Origin of the sequence: Brevundimonas sp., from assembly GCF_032017145.1 — a bacterium.
In the GTDB taxonomy this organism is placed as follows: Bacteria; Pseudomonadota; Alphaproteobacteria; order Caulobacterales; family Caulobacteraceae; genus Brevundimonas.
Window position 1 is genome coordinate 1 of the sequence record NZ_DALZQC010000072.1, and the last position, 18,283, is coordinate 18,283.

Annotated in this window: 17 protein-coding genes; 7 read left to right on the plus strand and 10 right to left on the minus strand. The window is 68.3% G+C overall.

Annotated features, from left to right (window positions below; translation table 11 throughout):
- Positions 1–130: 130 nt before the first annotated feature.
- The 3 genes from RTU05_RS12160 to RTU05_RS12170 form a co-directional block, all read right to left on the minus strand.
- The gene (locus RTU05_RS12160; RefSeq protein ID WP_312598604.1) at positions 131–571 is read right to left on the minus strand and encodes a DUF350 domain-containing protein; all 441 of its coding nucleotides are present in this window, start codon (positions 569–571) and stop codon (positions 131–133) included.
- A gap of 173 nt (positions 572–744) precedes the next feature.
- Positions 745–2,391, minus strand: coding sequence for a chaperonin GroEL (groL, locus tag RTU05_RS12165; protein WP_312598606.1), 1,647 nt, complete (start codon positions 2,389–2,391; stop codon positions 745–747).
- Positions 2,392–2,442: 51 nt separating this feature from the next.
- Positions 2,443–2,730: a co-chaperone GroES gene (locus RTU05_RS12170; RefSeq protein WP_135062067.1), complete on the minus strand. Its 288-nt coding sequence runs from the start codon at positions 2,728–2,730 to the stop codon at positions 2,443–2,445.
- Between the two features lie 293 nt (positions 2,731–3,023).
- Between RTU05_RS12170 and RTU05_RS12175 the strand changes: the two genes are divergently transcribed.
- The gene (locus tag RTU05_RS12175; RefSeq protein ID WP_312598617.1) at positions 3,024–3,452 is read left to right on the plus strand and encodes a hypothetical protein; all 429 of its coding nucleotides are present in this window, start codon (positions 3,024–3,026) and stop codon (positions 3,450–3,452) included.
- Positions 3,453–3,505: 53 nt separating this feature from the next.
- Here the strand turns inward: RTU05_RS12175 and pgi are convergent, their stop codons facing one another.
- A complete protein-coding gene (gene pgi, locus RTU05_RS12180) occupies positions 3,506–5,113 on the minus strand; it encodes a glucose-6-phosphate isomerase (RefSeq protein ID WP_312598619.1) in 1,608 nt (535 codons plus the stop codon).
- A 99-nt stretch (positions 5,114–5,212) separates the two neighbouring features.
- Here pgi and RTU05_RS12185 point away from each other — a divergent pair, with 99 nt between their 5' ends.
- A complete protein-coding gene (locus RTU05_RS12185) occupies positions 5,213–5,689 on the plus strand; it encodes a hypothetical protein (protein ID WP_409411623.1) in 477 nt (158 codons plus the stop codon).
- Positions 5,690–5,812: 123 nt separating this feature from the next.
- Here the strand turns inward: RTU05_RS12185 and recQ are convergent, their stop codons facing one another.
- Both recQ and RTU05_RS12195 read right to left on the minus strand, forming a co-directional pair.
- Entirely contained in the window at positions 5,813–7,690 is a 1,878-nt protein-coding gene (recQ, locus tag RTU05_RS12190; RefSeq protein ID WP_312598623.1) for a DNA helicase RecQ, read from the minus strand.
- Between the two features lie 97 nt (positions 7,691–7,787).
- On the minus strand, positions 7,788–8,765 hold the full coding sequence (locus RTU05_RS12195; RefSeq protein ID WP_312598625.1) for a complex I NDUFA9 subunit family protein: 978 nt from the start codon (positions 8,763–8,765) through the stop codon (positions 7,788–7,790).
- A 114-nt stretch (positions 8,766–8,879) separates the two neighbouring features.
- Between RTU05_RS12195 and RTU05_RS12200 the strand changes: the two genes are divergently transcribed.
- On the plus strand, positions 8,880–9,311 hold the full coding sequence (locus tag RTU05_RS12200) for a DUF488 domain-containing protein (RefSeq protein WP_312598627.1): 432 nt from the start codon (positions 8,880–8,882) through the stop codon (positions 9,309–9,311).
- A gap of 154 nt (positions 9,312–9,465) precedes the next feature.
- Here RTU05_RS12200 and RTU05_RS12205 read toward each other — a convergent pair whose 3' ends face one another.
- On the minus strand, positions 9,466–11,418 hold the full coding sequence (locus tag RTU05_RS12205) for a M1 family metallopeptidase (protein WP_312598629.1): 1,953 nt from the start codon (positions 11,416–11,418) through the stop codon (positions 9,466–9,468).
- Positions 11,419–11,501: 83 nt separating this feature from the next.
- The gene (locus RTU05_RS12210; RefSeq protein ID WP_312598631.1) at positions 11,502–12,743 is read right to left on the minus strand and encodes a multidrug effflux MFS transporter; all 1,242 of its coding nucleotides are present in this window, start codon (positions 12,741–12,743) and stop codon (positions 11,502–11,504) included.
- A gap of 128 nt (positions 12,744–12,871) precedes the next feature.
- Between RTU05_RS12210 and RTU05_RS12215 the strand changes: the two genes are divergently transcribed.
- On the plus strand, positions 12,872–14,317 hold the full coding sequence (locus tag RTU05_RS12215; RefSeq protein ID WP_312598632.1) for an AMP nucleosidase: 1,446 nt from the start codon (positions 12,872–12,874) through the stop codon (positions 14,315–14,317).
- Between the two features lie 159 nt (positions 14,318–14,476).
- Here the strand turns inward: RTU05_RS12215 and RTU05_RS12220 are convergent, their stop codons facing one another.
- Both RTU05_RS12220 and RTU05_RS12225 read right to left on the minus strand, forming a co-directional pair.
- Positions 14,477–15,328, minus strand: coding sequence for a metallophosphoesterase (locus RTU05_RS12220; protein WP_312598633.1), 852 nt, complete (start codon positions 15,326–15,328; stop codon positions 14,477–14,479).
- Positions 15,328–16,272, minus strand: a complete 945-nt coding sequence (locus RTU05_RS12225) for a diacylglycerol kinase family protein (protein ID WP_312598634.1) — start codon at positions 16,270–16,272, stop codon at positions 15,328–15,330. Before RTU05_RS12225 ends, RTU05_RS12220 begins: the two co-directional genes overlap by 1 nt.
- Before the next feature lie 132 nt (positions 16,273–16,404).
- Between RTU05_RS12225 and RTU05_RS12230 the strand changes: the two genes are divergently transcribed.
- The 3 genes from RTU05_RS12230 to RTU05_RS12240 form a co-directional block, all read left to right on the plus strand.
- The gene (locus RTU05_RS12230) at positions 16,405–16,755 is read left to right on the plus strand and encodes a YMGG-like glycine zipper-containing protein (protein WP_087120902.1); all 351 of its coding nucleotides are present in this window, start codon (positions 16,405–16,407) and stop codon (positions 16,753–16,755) included.
- Positions 16,756–16,878: 123 nt separating this feature from the next.
- The gene (locus tag RTU05_RS12235; protein WP_312598638.1) at positions 16,879–17,340 is read left to right on the plus strand and encodes an OmpA family protein; all 462 of its coding nucleotides are present in this window, start codon (positions 16,879–16,881) and stop codon (positions 17,338–17,340) included.
- 83 nt (positions 17,341–17,423) lie between these two features.
- A partial coding sequence (locus RTU05_RS12240; RefSeq protein WP_312598640.1) for a protein-disulfide reductase DsbD domain-containing protein occupies positions 17,424–18,283 on the plus strand: 860 nt, incomplete at its 3' end.

Consider the following 18,283-nt stretch of genomic DNA (forward strand, 5'->3'; position numbering starts at 1 on the left):
CGCCGCCGGCGCGGGCGGGGCGTCGGCGTTCTCGCGCCGGCCCAGCGACACGGCCAGGAAGACGGCCGCCACCGCCCCGTAGATGGCCCAGTCCGGCAGGCGCGGAAACTGCATGACGTCGCCCGGCCGATCAGCCGGTCAGGGCGGCGGACAGGATCACCGCCGTCGCCAGCTTGGCGCCCAGCAGCACCACCGCCGCCGAAATCTCTCCGTGCCGGATGCGTTCGGGCAGGCCGGTCAGCAACAGGTCCACGACCCGGAAGGCCAGAAGCTGCAGCACTACGGTCGCCACGCCCCAGATGGCGATGTCGCGTACCGAGGTCGATACCGCCAGCGACACCGCCAGCGGCACGGCCAACCCCACCAATATGCCCGCAAAGGCGATGGCCGCCGCCGTATTGCCCTGACGGATCAGGGCCACCTCTTTCCACGGCGTCAGCATCGCATAGACCGTCGCCCCCGCCGCCAGCAGCAGCAGGGTCACGATCAGGTGCGCCACCATGACCGGAAAGCCCGAGGCGAAGGCCTGCACCTCGGCGCTCGACAGGACGTTCGACAGGGACGGATCCATAGCCCGACGCCTTGCCCGATTGCGGCCCCAATCCGCAAGCGCGCCCGGGACACAGTGCGTGACATTATGTATCCGAAGGTTGCATCCCTCCCCGCGTCATAGGGGGCGCAAACAGAAAAGGACGGAGCCTTGCGGCCCCGCCCTTCTGCGTTTCAGCAGTGGTCAGCCTGGACTTAGAAGTCCATGCCGCCCATGCCGCCCATGCCGCCCATGTCGGGAGCGGCGGCGCCGCCCGACTTCTTGGGGGCGTCGGCGACGGCGGCTTCCGTCGTGATCAGGATGCCGGCGACCGAAGCGGCGTCTTGCAGAGCCGTGCGGACGACCTTGGCCGGGTCGATGACGCCCATCTGCACCAGGTCGCCGTATTCTTCGGTCTGGGCGTTGAAGCCGAACGAGGCCTGGTCGTTCTCCAGCACCTTGCCGACGACGATCGAACCTTCGACGCCTGCGTTTTCCGAGATCTGACGGATCGGAGCCTGCAGGGCGCGACGGATGATGGCGATGCCGGCGTTCTGGTCGGCGTTGTCGCCCTTGACCTCGGCCAGGATCTTCGACGCCTTCAGCAGCGCAATGCCGCCGCCGGGAACGATGCCTTCGTCAGCCGCGGCGCGCGTGGCGTTCAGGGCGTCGTCGACGCGATCCTTCTTTTCCTTCACTTCGACTTCGGTCGAACCGCCGACGCGCAGAACCGCGACGCCGCCGGCCAGCTTGGCCAGACGTTCCTGCAGCTTTTCCTTGTCGTAGTCGGACGTGGTGTCTTCGATCTGGCGCTTGATCTGGGCCACGCGGGCTTCGATCTCTTCCTTGCCGCCGACGCCTTCCACGATGGTGGTGTCGTCCTTGGTGATCGAGACCTTCTTGGCCTTGCCGAGCATGTCCAGCGTGACGCTCTCCAGCTTGATGCCCAGGTCTTCCGAGATGACCTGGCCGCCCGTCAGGATGGCGATGTCTTCCAGCATGGCCTTGCGGCGGTCGCCGAAGCCCGGAGCCTTGACGGCGGCGACGCGCAGGCCGCCGCGCAGCTTGTTGACGACCAGGGTCGCCAGGGCTTCGCCTTCGATGTCCTCGGCGATGATCAGCAGCGGACGGCCCGACTGCACCACGGCTTCCAGGATCGGCAGCATGGCCTGCAGCGAGGTCAGCTTCTTCTCGAACAGCAGGATCAGCGGCTCTTCCAGCACCGACTCCATCTTGTCGGCGTTGGTGATGAAGTAGGGCGACAGGTAGCCGCGGTCGAACTGCATGCCTTCGACGACGTCGACGGTGGTGTCGGCGGTCTTGGCTTCTTCGACGGTGATCACACCTTCGTTGCCGACCTTGGCCATGGCCTGGGCGATCAGCTCACCGATTTCCGAGTCGCCGTTGGCCGAGATGGTGCCGACCTGGGCGATTTCCGAGTTGTTGGAGACCGGCTTGGAATTGGTCTTGATCTCTTCCAGCACCAGGCCGACGGCCTTGTCGATGCCGCGCTTCAGATCCATCGGGTTCATGCCGGCGGCGACGGCCTTCAGGCCCTCTTGCACGATGGCCTGAGCCAGAACGGTTGCGGTGGTGGTGCCGTCGCCCGCCTTGTCGTTCGTCTTCGAAGCGACTTCGCGGATCATCTGGGCGCCCATGTTCTCGAAGGCGTCTTCCAGCTCGATTTCCTTGGCGACCGACACGCCGTCCTTGGTCGAGCGCGGGGCCCCGAAGGACTTCTGGATCACGACGTTGCGGCCCTTGGGACCCAGGGTCACCTTGACGGCGTTGGCCAGGACGTTGACGCCCTTGAGCATCTTGTCGCGGGCGTCGGTGTTGAACTGTACGATTTTAGCGGCCATGCGGGCTGCTCCTATCTAGGATTTATTGAAGAAGGTCGTCGACGCGGGTGCTTAGGACAGCACGCCCAGAACGTCGGATTCCTTCATGATGATCAGGTCGTCGCCGTCGATCTTCACTTCCGTGCCCGACCACTTGCCGAACAGGATGCGGTCGCCGGCCTTCAGCTCTAGGGCGTTGACCACGCCCTTGTCGTCGCGGGCGCCGGGGCCGACGGAGACGACTTCGCCTTCCTGCGGCTTTTCCTTGGCGGTGTCGGGGATGATGATCCCACCCTTGGTCTTGGATTCTTCTTCAACGCGCTTGACCAGCACGCGGTCGCCGAGCGGACGGAACGCCATCGGACTTCTCCCTTAAAACCCCCGGATCGGGGCGTTCTGAAACGGTTTGCGGCGCTCTCGCGATCGCCGCTTTGGCAGCCGACCAGCGAGAGTGCTAACGCGAGCGGGAGTTAGGCAGAGGCGGTGCGACCGTCAAGCGGCGCCGCCCGCTCGCCGCGCGAATTCTCTGTGACAAATGAACCGAAAATGAATGCCGACCTCCGGGGTCGTTCAATTTGGGAGGGTTAGAAACCCCTCAACGCTGGATGCCTTCCCGCCCCGGAAGCGCAGATCGGCAAGCCAAGGAGACCACAATGTCCAAGCTGCTGAAGATCACCGCCGTCGTCGCCGCCCCGGTCGTCGCCATGACGATGATGGCGGCCCCCGCCTCGGCCCAGTCGCGGGACCGCGACAACACCGGCCGCAACGCCCTGATCGGCGCCGCGGTGGGCGGCCTGGCCGGCGCCATCTATGGCAACGGCGACGGCAACTACATCGCCGGCGGCGCCCTGGCCGGCGCGGCGGTGGGGGCGGTGGCCTCGAACCGCGGCTCCAGCTGCGAATACTATCGCGGCGGCCAGTGCTACCGGAACCAGGGTCACTGGGAGCGCGAGCACGGCATCGACCGCAGCCGCTCGGGCTACGACTACCGCTACGACGGCCGCCGCTACGATTCGCGTTACGACCGCCGCGATTATCGTCGGGACGACCGCCGCGACTATCGCTACGACCGTCGCTGGTAAGCGATCGTCAAATCGAGCTGAAGGCCCGACCGCCCGGTCGGGCCTTTTTCACGTCAGCCCATCAGGCGCGTCATCAGGGTCGCCGTGGACGGGTCCAGGTCGGCGGACGGACCGCCCGCTTCGACGTCCTTCAGGATGGCCTTGGCCAGCACCTTGCCCAGTTCGACGCCCCATTGGTCGAAGCTGTTGATGTCCCAGATCACGCCCTCGACGAAGGTCTTGTGTTCATAGAAGGCCAGCAGGGCGCCCAGCGTATGAGGCGTCAGCCGGTCCATGACGATGGCCGTCGAGGGGCGGTTTCCGGTGAAGGTGCGGTGAGGCGCCAGGCGCGCGGCCTCCTCCTCCGACAAGCCCTGGGCCAGCCCTTCGGCCCTGGCCGCCTCGGTCGTCTTGCCCAGCATCAGGGCCTGCCCTTGCGCCAGGGCGTTGGACCAGAGCGGCGATTCCGGCGCGTCCTCATGGGTGCGGGCTACGATCACGAACTCTGCCGGCACGACGTCCGGCCCCTGATGGATCTGCTGGAAGAAGGCGTGCTGACCGTTGGTGCCGGGTTCGCCGAACACCACCGGGCAGGTCTGGCGCGTGACGGGGCTTCCGTCCCGGTGCACCCGCTTGCCGTTCGATTCCATCTCCAGCTGTTGCAGGAAGGACGGCAGGCGGCGAAGCGCATGGGCATAGGGCGCGACCGTCCGCGCCGGGCGGTTCAACCCATCGACGTTGAACACCTGGGCCAGGGCCAGCAGGATCGGCGCGTTCCGCTCCAGCGGCGCCTTGACGAAATGATCGTCCATCTCGGCGGCGCCGGCCAGCATCTGTTCGAACACGTCCCAGCCCAGGGCGATGGCGCACGACAGGCTGACCGCCGACCACAGCGAATAGCGCCCGCCGACCCAGTCGCGGAAGGCGAAGGTGCGGCCGCAGCCGAAGGCCGCCGCCCGATCCGGCGCCGCCGTCACCCCGATGAAGTGTTTTGTCATGCCTTCAGAAGGCAGGAAAGCGGCCAGCCAGGTCTTGGCCGCCTCGGCGTTGGCCAGGGTCTCTTGCGTCGTGAAGGTCTTGGACACCACCACGACCAGGGTCGTCTCGGGGTCCAGGCCGGTCAGGGCCTCGGCCATGTCGCGCGGGTCGATATTGGCCACGAACCGCAGGTCGATGGCCGGGTCCAGCGGACGCAGCGCATCCCAGACCACGCGCGGCCCCAGGTCCGATCCGCCGATGCCGACATGGACGATGGCCTCGAACCTTCTTCCAGTCGCGCCCGCCTCGGCGCCAGACCGCACAGCCTCGGCATAGGCCCTCATGTCCGCCCGCACCGCATCCACCTCGGCCGAGACCGGCTGCCCCAGGGCCCTGAAGCCGGCGCCCGGCGCGGCGCGCAGGGCGGGGTGCAGCACCGCCCGGCCTTCGGTCAGATTGACGGCCTCGCCGGCGAACAGGGCCGCGCGACGCCCCTCCATGTCGCTGGCGCGCGCCAGGTCCAGACAGGCGTCGAAGGCCGCGCGGGTCCAGCTCTGTTTCGACAGATCGACATAAAGCCCCGCCGCCTCGACCGACATCCGCCCCAGCCGGTCGGGATCGGCGGCGAACTGATCCACGATCCGCGCAGAGGCGGCCTCGGCGGCGGCTTGGTCGAAGGCGGTCCAGGCGGCGTCGCGGGTCATCGTCGTCTCCATCGGGAATGACAGGGTAAACACTCGTTTACGGCTGGGGCGTATTCAGGTTCAACGTCCCAGCGGACGCTGAAACAGGAAGTCACCTCAATGTCCTGCGGCCTTGCTCTCACGATCGCCCTGGCGATGTCCAATCCTGCCGTCGCCCTGGCCGCCGAACAGCCGGCGGCGGTTGCCGGCGCGCCGATCTCGGTGGCGGGCGAGCCGCTGTTCGCCGACATCATCTCGCGGTCGACCAGCCTGAAGGCCGTGGTGGACGGCTGGGCCGCCGCCAAGGCCGCCGACGACGCCGCCTTCTTCACCAGCCAGGCCTTCACCGGCTTCAAGGCCCAGGCCGAACAACTGGCCGCCTTGGACATGCAGGGCCACCTGATCCTGAAGGAGCGCGGCACCGACGGTGATCTGAAATGCATCCTGCGCGGCATTTCCGAGGACATGCCGAAAAAGGTCGCCGCCGTTCAGGCCGCCGCCAGCCCGGCGGACCGCGCCACAGCCCTGTCTGAACTGTCCTATCTGCTGAACGACAACGTCGAAGTCATCACCGCCCCGCCCAAGCCGGAAGTCTGACCCGGGCACGACAGTCGTCATTCCGGGGCGTCCGAAGGACGAACCCGGAACCCGAGGCAGGTCTGGGCGCCTGCCGTTTCGACGACGCGCCTCTGGCCCCGGAATGACGTCGAAAGGCGTCCGCTATAGTGCGGCAAGCGCCTCCAGCACGCCCTTGCCGTAGCGATCCAGTTTCGACTGACCGACGCCGGAAATGGCGCCCAGACTGTTCAGGTCGCCCGGCTCGGCATGGGCGATCTCCAGCAGGGTCCTGTCCTGGAAGATGACATAGGGCGGCACGTGCTGCTCCGAGGCGCGGTCGCGGCGCCAGGCCCGAAGGGCCTCGAACCGGGCGCGGACGTCGGCGTCCATCGTCTCCAGCGCCGCGTTGCGCCCTTCGCCGGAACGGTCGCGACGGCGGGGCGCAGTCTCCGCCCTCAGCGGCGCGCGGCGGACCTCGATCTGGCGTTCGGCCTTATAGACGGCGCGCACCGCCTCGGGGTCGCCCAGACCCACCAGCGGCTTGCCGTCGTTGGGGTCTTCGACCAGCAGGCCCTCGAACAGCAGATGATCAACGATCTCGCGCCATGAGGTCAGGGAGATGTCGCGCCCGATGCCCCAGGTGGACAGTTGCTGCTCCCACGGCTGCACATCCTTGGTGCGGCCTGTCAGGTGATCGACCACACGGTTGCGCCCGAAGCGTCCGCCCAGACGCTGCACCGCCGCCAGGGCCTTCTGGGCCGGGACGGTCGCATCATAAAGCTGGGGCGGGTCGCCGCAGATGTCGCAGACGCCGCACGGCTGGGCGTCATGCTCGCCGAAGTATCGCCGCACGGCCTGGGCGCGACAGACGGCGCCGTCCAGCATGGCGAACAGCTGGCGGGTCTTGCTGACCTGAACCTGTTTGACCTCTTCCGCCATCGGGCGGCTGTCCAGCCGACGCAGGGACCAGGCGATGTCGGACGGGCCATACAGGGTGATGCCCTCGGCCGGTTCGCCGTCACGCCCGCCCCGGCCGATCTCCTGCCAATAGGCCTCCAGGCTGCCCGGCGGATCGGCGTGGATAACGAAGCGCACATCGGCCTTGTCCACCCCCATGCCGAAGGCGATGGTGGCGACCATGACGGCGCCCTCCTCGGCCAGGAAACGCTCCAGCCGGCGGTCGCGTTCGCGCGTGTCCATGCCGGCGTGATAGGCGATGGCGTTGGTCCCCGCGTCGCGCAGCGCCTGGGCCACGCGGTCGCAGCCGTCGCGGCTGCCGCAATAGACCACGCCCGACTTGCCGCGCCGTTCGCGCACCAGTTCGATGACCCGCGCATCGGTCTTGGCGCGCGAGGCGCTCTCCTTGCGTTCGGCCGACAGTTGCAGGTTGGGACGCGCGAAACTGTCGACGAAGACGGTCGCCTCTTCCAACCGCAGAGAGCGCAGGATGTCGTCGCGCGTGCGGGCGTCGGCGGTCGCCGTCACCGCGATGCGGGGCGTGTTCGGGAACCGCTCGGCCAGCAGACCCAGGTTGCGATAGTCGGGGCGGAAGTCATGGCCCCACTGCGACACGCAGTGGGCCTCGTCGATGGCGATGAGGCTGAGCGGCAGTTCGGCCAGACGATCCATCATGGCCCCAGCCGCCAGACCTTCCGGCGAGACGTACAGCAGGTCCAGTTCACCGGACCGCGCGGCCGCCCAGATGGCCGAACGCTCGTCCAGCGACACCCCCGAATCCAGCCGGGCGGCCGCCACACCCTGCTGTTTCAGCGCCTCGACCTGATCGGTCATCAGGGCGATCAGCGGCGACACCACCAGGCCCAGTCCGGGCCGCAGGATGGCCGGGATCTGATAGCAGACGCTCTTGCCGCCGCCGGTCGGCAGGACGGCCAGAACGTCGCCGCCGGACAGGATCTGTTCGACCACCTGCCCCTGAAGCCCCCGGAAGTCGGCGTGGCCCCAGACGCGCGCCAGCAGGGCCCGCGCATCGTTCAGGTCAGGCGTCCGGGTCGGAGAGAATTGGGGCTGCGTGGCCGGCATCCTTAAGCTGTGCACTCTTCGTTCCCGCACGCGAAGTCCCGCAGGCGGCGAAAGGCGGCCTGCGGTCTCCTCGGATGGGGATTGATCCGCAGCCGGCTCAGTGCGCCGGGGCCTCGGCGAACTGGCCGCCGACGCGGTAGCGCCACAGATAGGAGGGGGCGATGGCGGCCATGCCCGTGGCGTGATCCACACCCAGCGCCGCCAGACCCAGGGCCTCGGGCGCCACGACATTGTCGCGCTCCAGCATCAGCACCTGATCGCGCGTCAGCGGCGGGGCGACGCCGACGAACCGGCTCAGTTGCAGCAGCGAACCCAGCGGCTTGGCGAGCGCGAAGGGCACGGAGACCAGCATCCGGTCGCGCCCCGTCTCGCGCCGCACCAGCTCCAGCACCTCACGGAAGGTGAAGACGCTCGGCCCGCCCAGTTCGTAGGTGCGGCCCGCCGCATCCGCGCGGATCACGGCCCGCGCGATCGCCTCGGCGACATCGCCGACATAGACCGGCTGGAACCGGGTGTCGCCGCCGCCGATCAGGGGCAGGAAGGGCGACATCGTCGCCATGGACGCAAAGCGGTTCAGGAAGCCGTCGCCGGCGCCGAACACCAGAGACGGACGCAGGATCACCGCATCGGGATAGACGGCGCGCACCGCCTGTTCGGCCTGGGCCTTGGTGCGGCCATAGGCCGAGGGGCTGTCTGCATCGGCGCCGATGGCGGAAATCTGGACCAGACGCTTGACGCCCGCCGCCTTGGCCGCCTCGGCGATGGTCTTGGCCGCCTGGGCGTGAACGGCGTCGAAGCCGCGCTTGCCGCCCGCATCGTGCAGCACGCCGACCAGATTGACCACGGCGTCCGCGCCGCGCACGGCGGCGGCTACGTCGGCCGCGTCGGTGATGTCGCAGCGCATGAACTGGATCTGGCCGGGATCGCCCAGCGGCTGGATCTCGATGGCCAGGACCGGATTGCGCACGGCGATGCGGATGCGCCAGCCGCGCCGCGCCAGGGCGCGCACCGCCTGCGACCCGATGAAGCCCGACCCTCCGAAGAGAGTCACGACGCCGGGGGCGAGGTCAGCCATGGGAAAAGCTCCTGTCGAAATCCGTGTCGCGGGATAGACGATAGGGCGCCGCACCGCAACGCGGGCCTGCACGGCCACGCTGGCGTTCTACGCGCGGCCGCCCATCTGAGGCGGATGAAGCTTTTCACCATCGGTTACGAAGGCGCGACCCAGGCGGAGGTGATCGCGCGGCTGAAGGCGGCCGGCGTGCAGACCCTGATCGATGTCCGCGCCGTCGCCGCCTCGCGCCGCGCCGGCTTTTCCAAGACGATCCTGGGCGAAAGCCTTAAGGCCAAAGGGATCGACTACCTCCACCTGCGCGGCCTGGGCACGCCCAAGGCGGGACGCGATGCGGCGCGCAAAGGGCGGGTCGACGAGATGCGCGCCATCTTCGCCGACCATCTGGCCGAGCCGCAGGCGCAGTTGGAATACGAACGCCTGAAATCGCTGGCCGGCGAGACGCGCGTCGCCCTGCTGTGTTTCGAGGCCGACCACGCCGGCTGCCACCGCGCCGTCCTGGCGGAACGGCTGGCGGAGGAAACCGGCGTGGCGGTCGTGGACCTGTAGCGCCAATGACTCGTCTCCTCCCCATGAAATGGGGAGGTGGCGCGGCGCGTCTTCGCGCCGTGACGGAGGGGCTATTTTATGCCTGCGAGACTTGAAGAGCCCCTCCACCGCTTCGCGGTCCCCCTCCCCACGAGCGGGGAGGAGACTTTTGATGTTACGGCCGTCCGACCAGCTGATCGACCGAGCCGCTGGTGACCGGGTGATACAGCGGCCGGGCCTCGGCGTAGATGCGCCGCGCGTTACCCCGGCCCCAGTCGCCTTCGCTCCACAGGGTCTGGAACAGCGGCAGGACGAACTTGCGGCGGCCCTGGCTGGTCAGGAACCTTTCGGCCGTGGCGACCGAGGGCTGATAGCGATGGGCCAGGGCGATCTGCAGCCAGGCGAAGGTCAGTTCGGCGTTGCCCTCGTTCGACAGGTTCAGCGTCCGCTCCAGATCGGCCAGCTGTGCATTGGTCAGCCAGTCGGCGCCGGTGCGAAGACCGTCAGGACGCCAGCCCAGGAAGCGCTGGCGCTGCTGGGTGTTCCAGTCCGCCCAAGGAATGGCCGAGGCCGCTCCCTTGTCCTTGAAGAAGGCGACGGCGGCCGCATCCACCGGCTCGAAGGCGTGGGACACCGGCGCGACGGCGTTTGACGGCAGGCCGGGCTGATAGACCCAGGCGTCCATCTGCAGCTGGCCTTCCAGCGCGGCGTCGCCCTTGATCAGATTGTCGCGGATGTCCTGCAGGAACATGGCCGTCGTCATCGGACGATAGGCGTTGCGGTCGAAATAGCCGCGCAGCCAGGCGTCGAACCGATCCCGCCCGACAGTGCGTTCGACGGTCCGCAGGAACAGGGCGCCCTTCTCATAGGCGATGTCGTTCATGCCGTCGTCGGGATCGCGACCCTTCAGGTCCAGATGCAGGCGGGTGTCCGCCGCCGGCAGGGACTTCAGCGTGTCCTGCAGGCTGTCCCAGCCCAGAACCTGCTCCTGCATGGCGCGGTCATGGCCATAGACGGACTCCATGATCCGGTTCTCGAAATAGACGGTGAAGCCCTCGTTCAGCCAGAAGTCGTTCCAGGTGGCGTTGGTGACCAGATTGCCCGACCAGGAGTGCGCCAGTTCGTGTGCGACCAGCGACACCAGCGACCGGTCGCCTGCGATGATGGTCGGGGTGGCGAAGGTCAGCTTGGGGTTCTCCATCCCGCCGAACGGGAAGGAGGGCGGCAGGACCAAAAGGTCGTAGCGGCCCCAGCGATAGGGGCCGTACAGCTTCTCGGCCGCCGTCACCATCTGGGCGGTCGGCTCCAGTTCCCACTGGGCGGCCCGCAGGCGGCTGGGCTCGGTCCAGACCCCGGTGCGCCCGTCGAACGGCGCGAAGGCGATGTCGCCGACGCCCAGGGCGATCAGATAGGGCGGGATCGGATTGTTCATCCGGAAGCGCCAGGTCTTCATCCCGTTTCCGGCCGGCTCGCCGTTCGGCGTCAGGTGATCCGCGCTCATGACCACCGTCAGATCCTCGGGCGCGGTGATGCGGGCGGAATAGGTCTGGCGGATGCCGGGACTGTCCTGGGTCGGGACCCAGGTGCGGGTCAGGATGGCCTGGCCCTGGCTGAACAGATAGGGCTTCTGGCCGCCCGCCGTCTGGGCCGGGCTGAGCCATTGCAGGGCGGCGGCGTCCGGTCGGGTCGAATAGCGGACCGTGATCTTGCGGCGTTCATTGGCGGCGAAGGCCGGGAAATAGACGGTCAGGGGCTGGCCCTTGATGGCGTCGTTGTCGCCGACCACGAAGCGCAGCGGCTGTCCCGTCGCGTCGCGCACGTCCTGGATGTCCAGGTTGCGGATGTCCAGGATCACCTCGTTGGCGCCGGGGACGGCCAGGATGTCCAGGGTCGCCGTGCCCGCCAGGGTCTTGGCCTGGAAGTCGGCTCTCAGGTCCAGCGCCACATCGACGACGCGCGCGATCTCGGGCTGGGCGTAGGTATGGCTGTCGACCGCTTCCGGGCCGGGCGCCGGAGCGATGGCGGGCGGGGCCAGGGACGCGCCGCCAGGGGTGGTGGAGCAGGCGCTGACCCCCAGGGCGGCGGCGAGGGCGAGGGCGGAGACGAGGCCGAGCGCTTTGCGCTTCATCGAGATTTTCCTGGGCTGACCGTAACGATTGGCCGGACAACGCGCGGAAACGCCGAAAAGATCAAGTCTGGGCCGCCGCCCGATCAGGCCGGCGCCGAATGGTGCGCCCGGAACAACCGCCCGCGCTCGGCGAACAGGACCCACCCCAGGGCGGCCAGGCCGAACAGGGTGAAGCCCGCCGCCATCGGAACCGTGGTGCCGTTGAACTGCTGGCCCACCGCAAAGCCCAAGAGGGAGCCGGCGATGGTGGAGACGAACCCCTGGATCGAGGCGGCGGTGCCGGCGATATGGCCCATCGTCTCCATGGCCATGGCGCCGAAGTTGCCGGCAATCAGGCCGAAACAGAACATGGTCAGGGTCTGCAGCACCGCGAAGGTCCAGATCGATTCATGGCCGCTGATCGCCACGACGGCGTGGACGGCGGAGATGGCGGTGAAGCCGATCAGGGCGGTGTGCGAAATCCTGCGCGATCCCAGCCTGACCACCAGCCGGGCGTTGACCAGCGAGGCCACGGCGATGCCGCCCGCGATCAGGGCGAAGACGGCCGGAAAGGCCGCCTCGGCGTCGAACACGTCGGCGAAGATCTGCTGGGACGAGTTTATGAAGCCGAACAGCGCCCCGGTGATCGCCGTCATGGCCAGCGTATAGCCGACGGCCGTGCGGTCGGTGACGGCGACCTTGTAGGCCGAGGCCAGGCGACGCATCTGGATCGGCAGCCGATCCTCGGGCTTCAGCGTCTCGGGCAAACGCAAGCTGGCCCAGACGATCAGGCCCACGCCCACCAGGCCCAGCCCCGCGAAAATCCACCGCCACGGGCCGACCAGCATGATCATCTGGCCGATGGACGGCGCCAGGATCGGCACGCCCAGGAAGACCAGGAAGCTGAAGGACATGACCCGCGCCATGGTGCGGCCCTCGTAGCGGTCACGCACGATGGAGACGGCCAGAACGCGGGTGCAGGCGCTGCCCAGCCCCTGGCCGATGCGCGCTAGGATCAGCATGTCGAAGGTCGGCGCCAGGGTCGCCAGAAGGCTGAACACCACATAGAGGCCTACCCCGACCAGCAACACGGGCTTGCGTCCGAACCGATCCGCGAGCGGACCATAGATCAGCTGCGCCCCGCCAAAGCCCAGCAGATAGGCCGTGACCACCCACTGGCGACTGTTGGCGTTGGCCACGCCCAGGTCGTCGCCGATGTGCGGCAAGGCCGGCAACATGGAATCGATCGCCAGCGCATTCAGCGCCATCATCAGGGCGATAAGACAGACGAACTCGACGAAGCCGAGCTCCTTCTTGGCGGGCGCTGACGCGAGGGAAGTGGACATTCGGGCCAGATGCGCCCCCACGCCGCCCTCCGCAACCGCAGCCCTGTCATAAATTGCTGCAATGCAACGAAATCGGGTTTGAACGGCGGGCGCCTCGCCAAAGCCAAGAAGCTTCGCTAGAGGAAGTCATGACAGAACAGATGACAGCACAGGCGGCGCTGGACCGCCTCGAAACCCTCTACACCCAATCCGTGACCAACCTGCGCGACGCCGTGCGGGATTTCGTCAACACCGGCGCCCGGCCCGATCCGCTGAAACGCGCCGAAGGGGTGTTCGCCTATCCCGAACTTCGCATCCGCTGGGACGGGGATCGTCCCCAGGACCTGGAGCCGCGCGCCTACGCTCGGCTGTCGAAACAGGGCAGCTACGCCACCACCATCACCCGGCCGGACCTGTTCCGCCCCTATCTGACCGAACAGCTGGGCCTGCTGGAGCAGGAATACAACGCGACGTTCGAGGTCGGGGTGTCGCGCCAGGAAATCCCCTTCCCCTATGTGACGGACGGGCTGGAGGTCGCGCTGGACCGGTCGATGACGGCGGCTCTTGCGCGCTGGTTCCCGACCACGGACCTGGCCCATATCGGCGACGAGATCGCCGACGGCCTGTTCGAGATGGGCGGCGACTTTCCCCTGTCGCACTTCGACGGCCTCAGGACCGACTTCTCGCTGGCGCGGCTGAAACACTACACCGGCACGCCGGTCGACGACGTTCAGTCCTATGTCCTGTTCACCAACTACAACCGCTATGTCGACGAGTTCGTGCGCTGGGCCGTCGAACAGCTTCAGACGCCGGACAGCCCCTACGAAACCCTGTCCTGCGCCGGCGGCGTGATCATCACGCGCGACACCCCCAACCCCGAGGCGGCGATCAGCGACACGGCCTGGAAGAAGCACCAGATGCCGGCCTATCACCTGACCGCGCCGGGCCATAAGGGGGTGACCCTGGTCAACATCGGCGTCGGCCCGTCCAACGCCAAGACGATCACCGACCACCTCGCCGTCACCCGTCCGCACGTCTGGCTGATGATCGGCCACTGCGGGGGCCTGCGCGCCAGCCAGACCATCGGCGACTATGTGCTGGCCCACGCCTATCTGCGCGACGACCATGTGCTGGACGCGGTCCTGCCGCCGGACATCCCCATCCCCTCGATCGCCGAGGTCCAGCGCGCCCTGTACGACGCCACCAAGTCGGTCAGCGGCATGCCGGGCGACGAGGTCAAGCTGCGCCTGCGCACCGGCACTGTGGTCACGACCGACGACCGGAACTGGGAGCTGCGCTATTCCAAATCGGCGCTGCGCTTCAATCAGAGCCGGGCCGTCGCCATCGACATGGAAAGCGCCACCATCGCCGCCCAGGGCTATCGCTTCCGCGTCCCTTACGGGACGTTGCTGTGCGTGTCGGACAAGCCGCTGCACGGCGAGATCAAGCTGCCGGGCCAGGCCAACCGCTTCTACGAAGGTTCGATCTCGGAGCACCTTCAGATCGGCATTCAGGCCGTGGACCTGCTGCGCAACGAAGGCCCGCGCCTGCACTCGCGCAAGCTCCGCGCCTTCGACGAGCCGCCGTTCCGGTAGGGACCAGTCTCCTCCCCACGTGTGGGGAGGGGGACCGCGCGAAGCGCGGTGGAGGGGCTCTTGACGTTCAACAGGCGCTCGCCATGCGGCAAAGACCCCCTCCGTCACGGCGCGAAGGCGCGCCGCGCCACCTCCCCATGAAATGGGGAGGTGACAAGCTCAGACCGCCGCCTTCTCCAATGCGCCGGGCTCGACCGGGCTGGGCGCTGTCGCGGCCTTGCGGGTGTCCTGGCGGCGCGGCAGGCGCCAGACCTGGTGCGACCGATAGCTGCTTCCGTCCCAGGCCAGGGCCGTGACCGTGATGGTCTTGGCGTCCCAGTCGATCTGGTTGAAGCCTGGCGGCGCGCCCCGTTCGCGATGCGACAGGGTTCCGCACCCCACCGCATAGGAGCAGTGGTCCGCCAGCGGGATCGGCATGGCGAAGGGCACATGGACGTGACCGGTCATGATCAGATCGACGCCTGCCTCCGCGAAGATCAGGGCCGCCTCGTCGCCGCGCTTGACGTCGCCGGTCATCGGCGTGCCGACCATCTCGATCAGCGGATGGTGGCAGGCCAGAATTCGCAGCGCCCCGATCGGCGCCTGACGCAGGGCCTCGGCCGCGCGGCGCGTCTGGTCCAGGTCGATGACGCCCTTGGACCAGTTGGGCCGCGCCTGCCAGCCGCGCGCGGTGACGACGCCGCGCACCATGACCGCGTCGCTGCGGAACTGGCCGTCGTGGGCGGGAAAGCCGGTCTCGGTCTCGAAGGCGCGCCATGGATGAAAGACCCGCGCCACCGCATCCCAATAGGGCACGTCGTGATTGCCCACGATGACGAAGCGCGGCTCGGGCATGGCGCGCATCCAGGCGCCGGCGGCCTTGAACTCATCGGGATAGCCCTTCTGGGTGATGTCGCCGGTGATCAGCACAAGGTCGTTGGGGGTGGCGTGGGCGTATTCGAGGGCGGCGGCGCAGGCGTGCTTGTGTTCGCAGCCGAAATGGACGTCGGAGAACTGAAGAACGCGCCCCATTAGATGCTGTCCTCGGCCGAGGGCGGTCGGGGGGCAAGCGCCTTGAAGGCCTTGGGCACGAAGCGGATCACGGCGTCGGGTTTCAGCAGCAGGGGCTCGCCGTCGATGACCGCCGGAATCTTGGAGCGCGCCCGCACCTCGATCCGTTTGGCCGGCCGGGTCGAAACCGCCGGGTCCTGACGCCAGTCGCTGAACAGAGCCGTCGCAGCCAGCCGAAAGGCCTGGGTCGTATCGCTGGGGTCCATGGCGGCCGCCTCCAGCCCGATGGGATCCTCCATCGCCTTGGAGATCATCGGGCTGATCAGGACCAGAGCCTCGGTTCGGCGCTTTTCGCCGCCATCCAGCGTGAAGCGCAGCCGCCCCGAAAAGGCGCGTTTCAGCGCGCGGCGTCCATACTGCCAGGCCAGCCTGATCTTGCCGGTCCGCATGGCCTCGCGCGCCGGCGCCCACAGGGCGGGCGAGCCAAGGATGGCAGCGCAATAGAAGTATTCGCCCTGCACCTCGCCGCCCGACACCGGCTGGGCCTCGCCCTCCTCCAGCGCCCGCTTCAGCGCCAGCTTCCAGTCGGCCGTGCCGTAAAGCGCCTTGGGCAGCATGTTCATGGTCCCGCCCGGCAGGGGGGCGATCATGGGTCCGTCGGGCCGGGCCTTTGACGCCACCGAGCGCGCCGTGCCGTCACCGGCCAGGACGAAGATCACGTCGGGCTTGGCCGCGAAGGCGTCGGCGATGGCTTGATCGAAGCCCCCGCCCTCCAGGGTGACGACCTGGGCCTCCAGGTCATAGTCGGCCATGATCGCCTCGACCTCGCCGGCCGCGCGCGGCCCCACGCTGCCGGACAGCGGATTGACCAGCACCACCGCATGGCGAAGCGGCGCGTGCGGCGTCAGGGTGCGCGCCTCGGCGTCGGGCGGCGGGGTCGAGACTTCGGTCGATGGAGCGCTCATGACGGCCGAACGCCCCGTAGCCGCGCCCGTTCCGAACAAGCGTGGCCATATTTCGCTTTCCCTGCGGAACCTATGCCGCGACATCACGTTTCGGCCTTCAGGGGCAGACACCCAGGGACAAAGGATTTCACCATGAACAAGGCGATTATCGCGATTGCCGGCGCCGGCCTGCTGGCTTCGGCCTGCGCCAGCGACCCTTACGGCTATAACAGCGGCCCGAACCAGACTGTCCGCCAAGGCGCCGTCGGCGCCGGCCTCGGCGCGGTCGCCGGCGCCATCATCGGCAACAACGTCGGCGGCGGCAATGCAGCCACCGGCGCCCTGATCGGCGGCGCCCTGGGCGGCGCGGCGGGCGCCATCCGCGGCTCGAACCAGGACCGCAACAACCAGCAGCGTTATCGCGACAGCCAAGGTCGCTACTACTACTGCTACGACAACCGCCAGGACGAGTGCTACTGGGACAACGGTCAGCGTCGTTATTGATCGCTATTGAAAACTTGTCGGTCGCGGAACTCGCCGACCGGCGCTAGGTTGAAGAGGCGGCTTGTCCACGGACAGGCCGCCTCTTTCGCGTAAACGGGCCGGTTCGCCGGCGGGAGGGCTGAGATGATGCGACCTATCGGATTTGCAAAAGGACTGGCTGCTGCGGCGATCCTGGCGACGGGGATCGTGGCGGCGTGCGCGCCGACGCCGAAACGCACCGCCCTGGTGGTGGGCGAATCGCTGTGCGCGCCGGGTCGATTCGACATCTATTTCGTCGAGAACCAGGCGCGGCTGACCGAGCCGGCGGCCATGGTCCTGCGTGCGGCGGCGGCCAAGGCCAAGGATTGCGACGTTCGCCGCGTCCGCGTGATGGGCTTGGCCGATGCCACCGGCGCGGCCGAGGCCAATCTGACCCTGTCGCAGCGACGTGCGCGGGCGGTGGTCGCGGCCCTGACCGAGGCGGGGCTTCCGGCGCCGATCTTCGAACTGAGCGCGGCGGGGGATGCGGGCGCCGTCACCGCCTCGGGCAAGGACGAGCCTCTGCGCCGTCGCGCCGAGGTCGTCTACGAGGCCTATCCGCGCTGATCGACGCGGAGGACGGACCAGCGATGGCCGAGCGGCGCGCAAGACGTTAGGTTGCGCGCCTTCTCCCCTGTCGGAAACCGCGCGTGCGACCCTTCGCCTTCGTCCTCGGCCTTGTTCTGCTTCTGACGGCTGTTTCGGCCCAGGCCCAGCCTGTCGCCGGGCCGGCGTCCGGCCAGGTCGCATTCGGCCCGCAGCGGACCGAGCGGATCGAGGCCGAACTGGTCCCGATGTCGCAATGGGTCGCGCCGGGCTCCACGACCGTCGTGGCGGTGCGCCAGAAGATCGCGCCCGGCTGGCACACCTATTGGCGCAATCCCGGCGATTCCGGCGGGGCGACCAGCCTGACATGGACCCTGCCCCAGGGGGTCAAGGCCGATCCCATCCTGTGGCCTCTGCCCAGCCGCCAGCGGCTGATGAGCCTGATGAACTACGGCTATTCGGGCGAGGTGCTGCTGCCCGTGCCGATCCACGCACCGGCCTCGGCTCGGCCCGGCGAGATCCTGACCCTGACGACGGACGCGCTGTTTCTGGTGTGCAGCGACCAGATGTGCGTGCCGCAGCCGATGACCCTGTCGCTGGCCCTGCCGGTGCGCGAGGGCGCAGCGCCCCTGGCCAAACCCTGGGGCGCCCAGATCGAACGGCTGGTCGAGACCGCGCCCCGCCCGGCCGGGATCGAGGCGCGTCTGACCGCACAGGGCGACCGGCTGACCCTGACAGCCGCTGGCGGACCGCTGGCGGGCGGCGTTGTCGGCCGGGCCTATTTCTTTCCCTATGACGGCGACCGCATCGACCATGCGGCGGCCCAGACCGGCCAGGTCGGCCCCGAGGGCCTGACCCTGATCCTGGCGCCCGGAAAGCGCGGGGCGGACGCCGCCCTGTCAGGCGTGCTGGCGACAGACAAGGGCGCGTGGGAGATCGAGGCCCAGCCCGGCCCGCCCCTGCC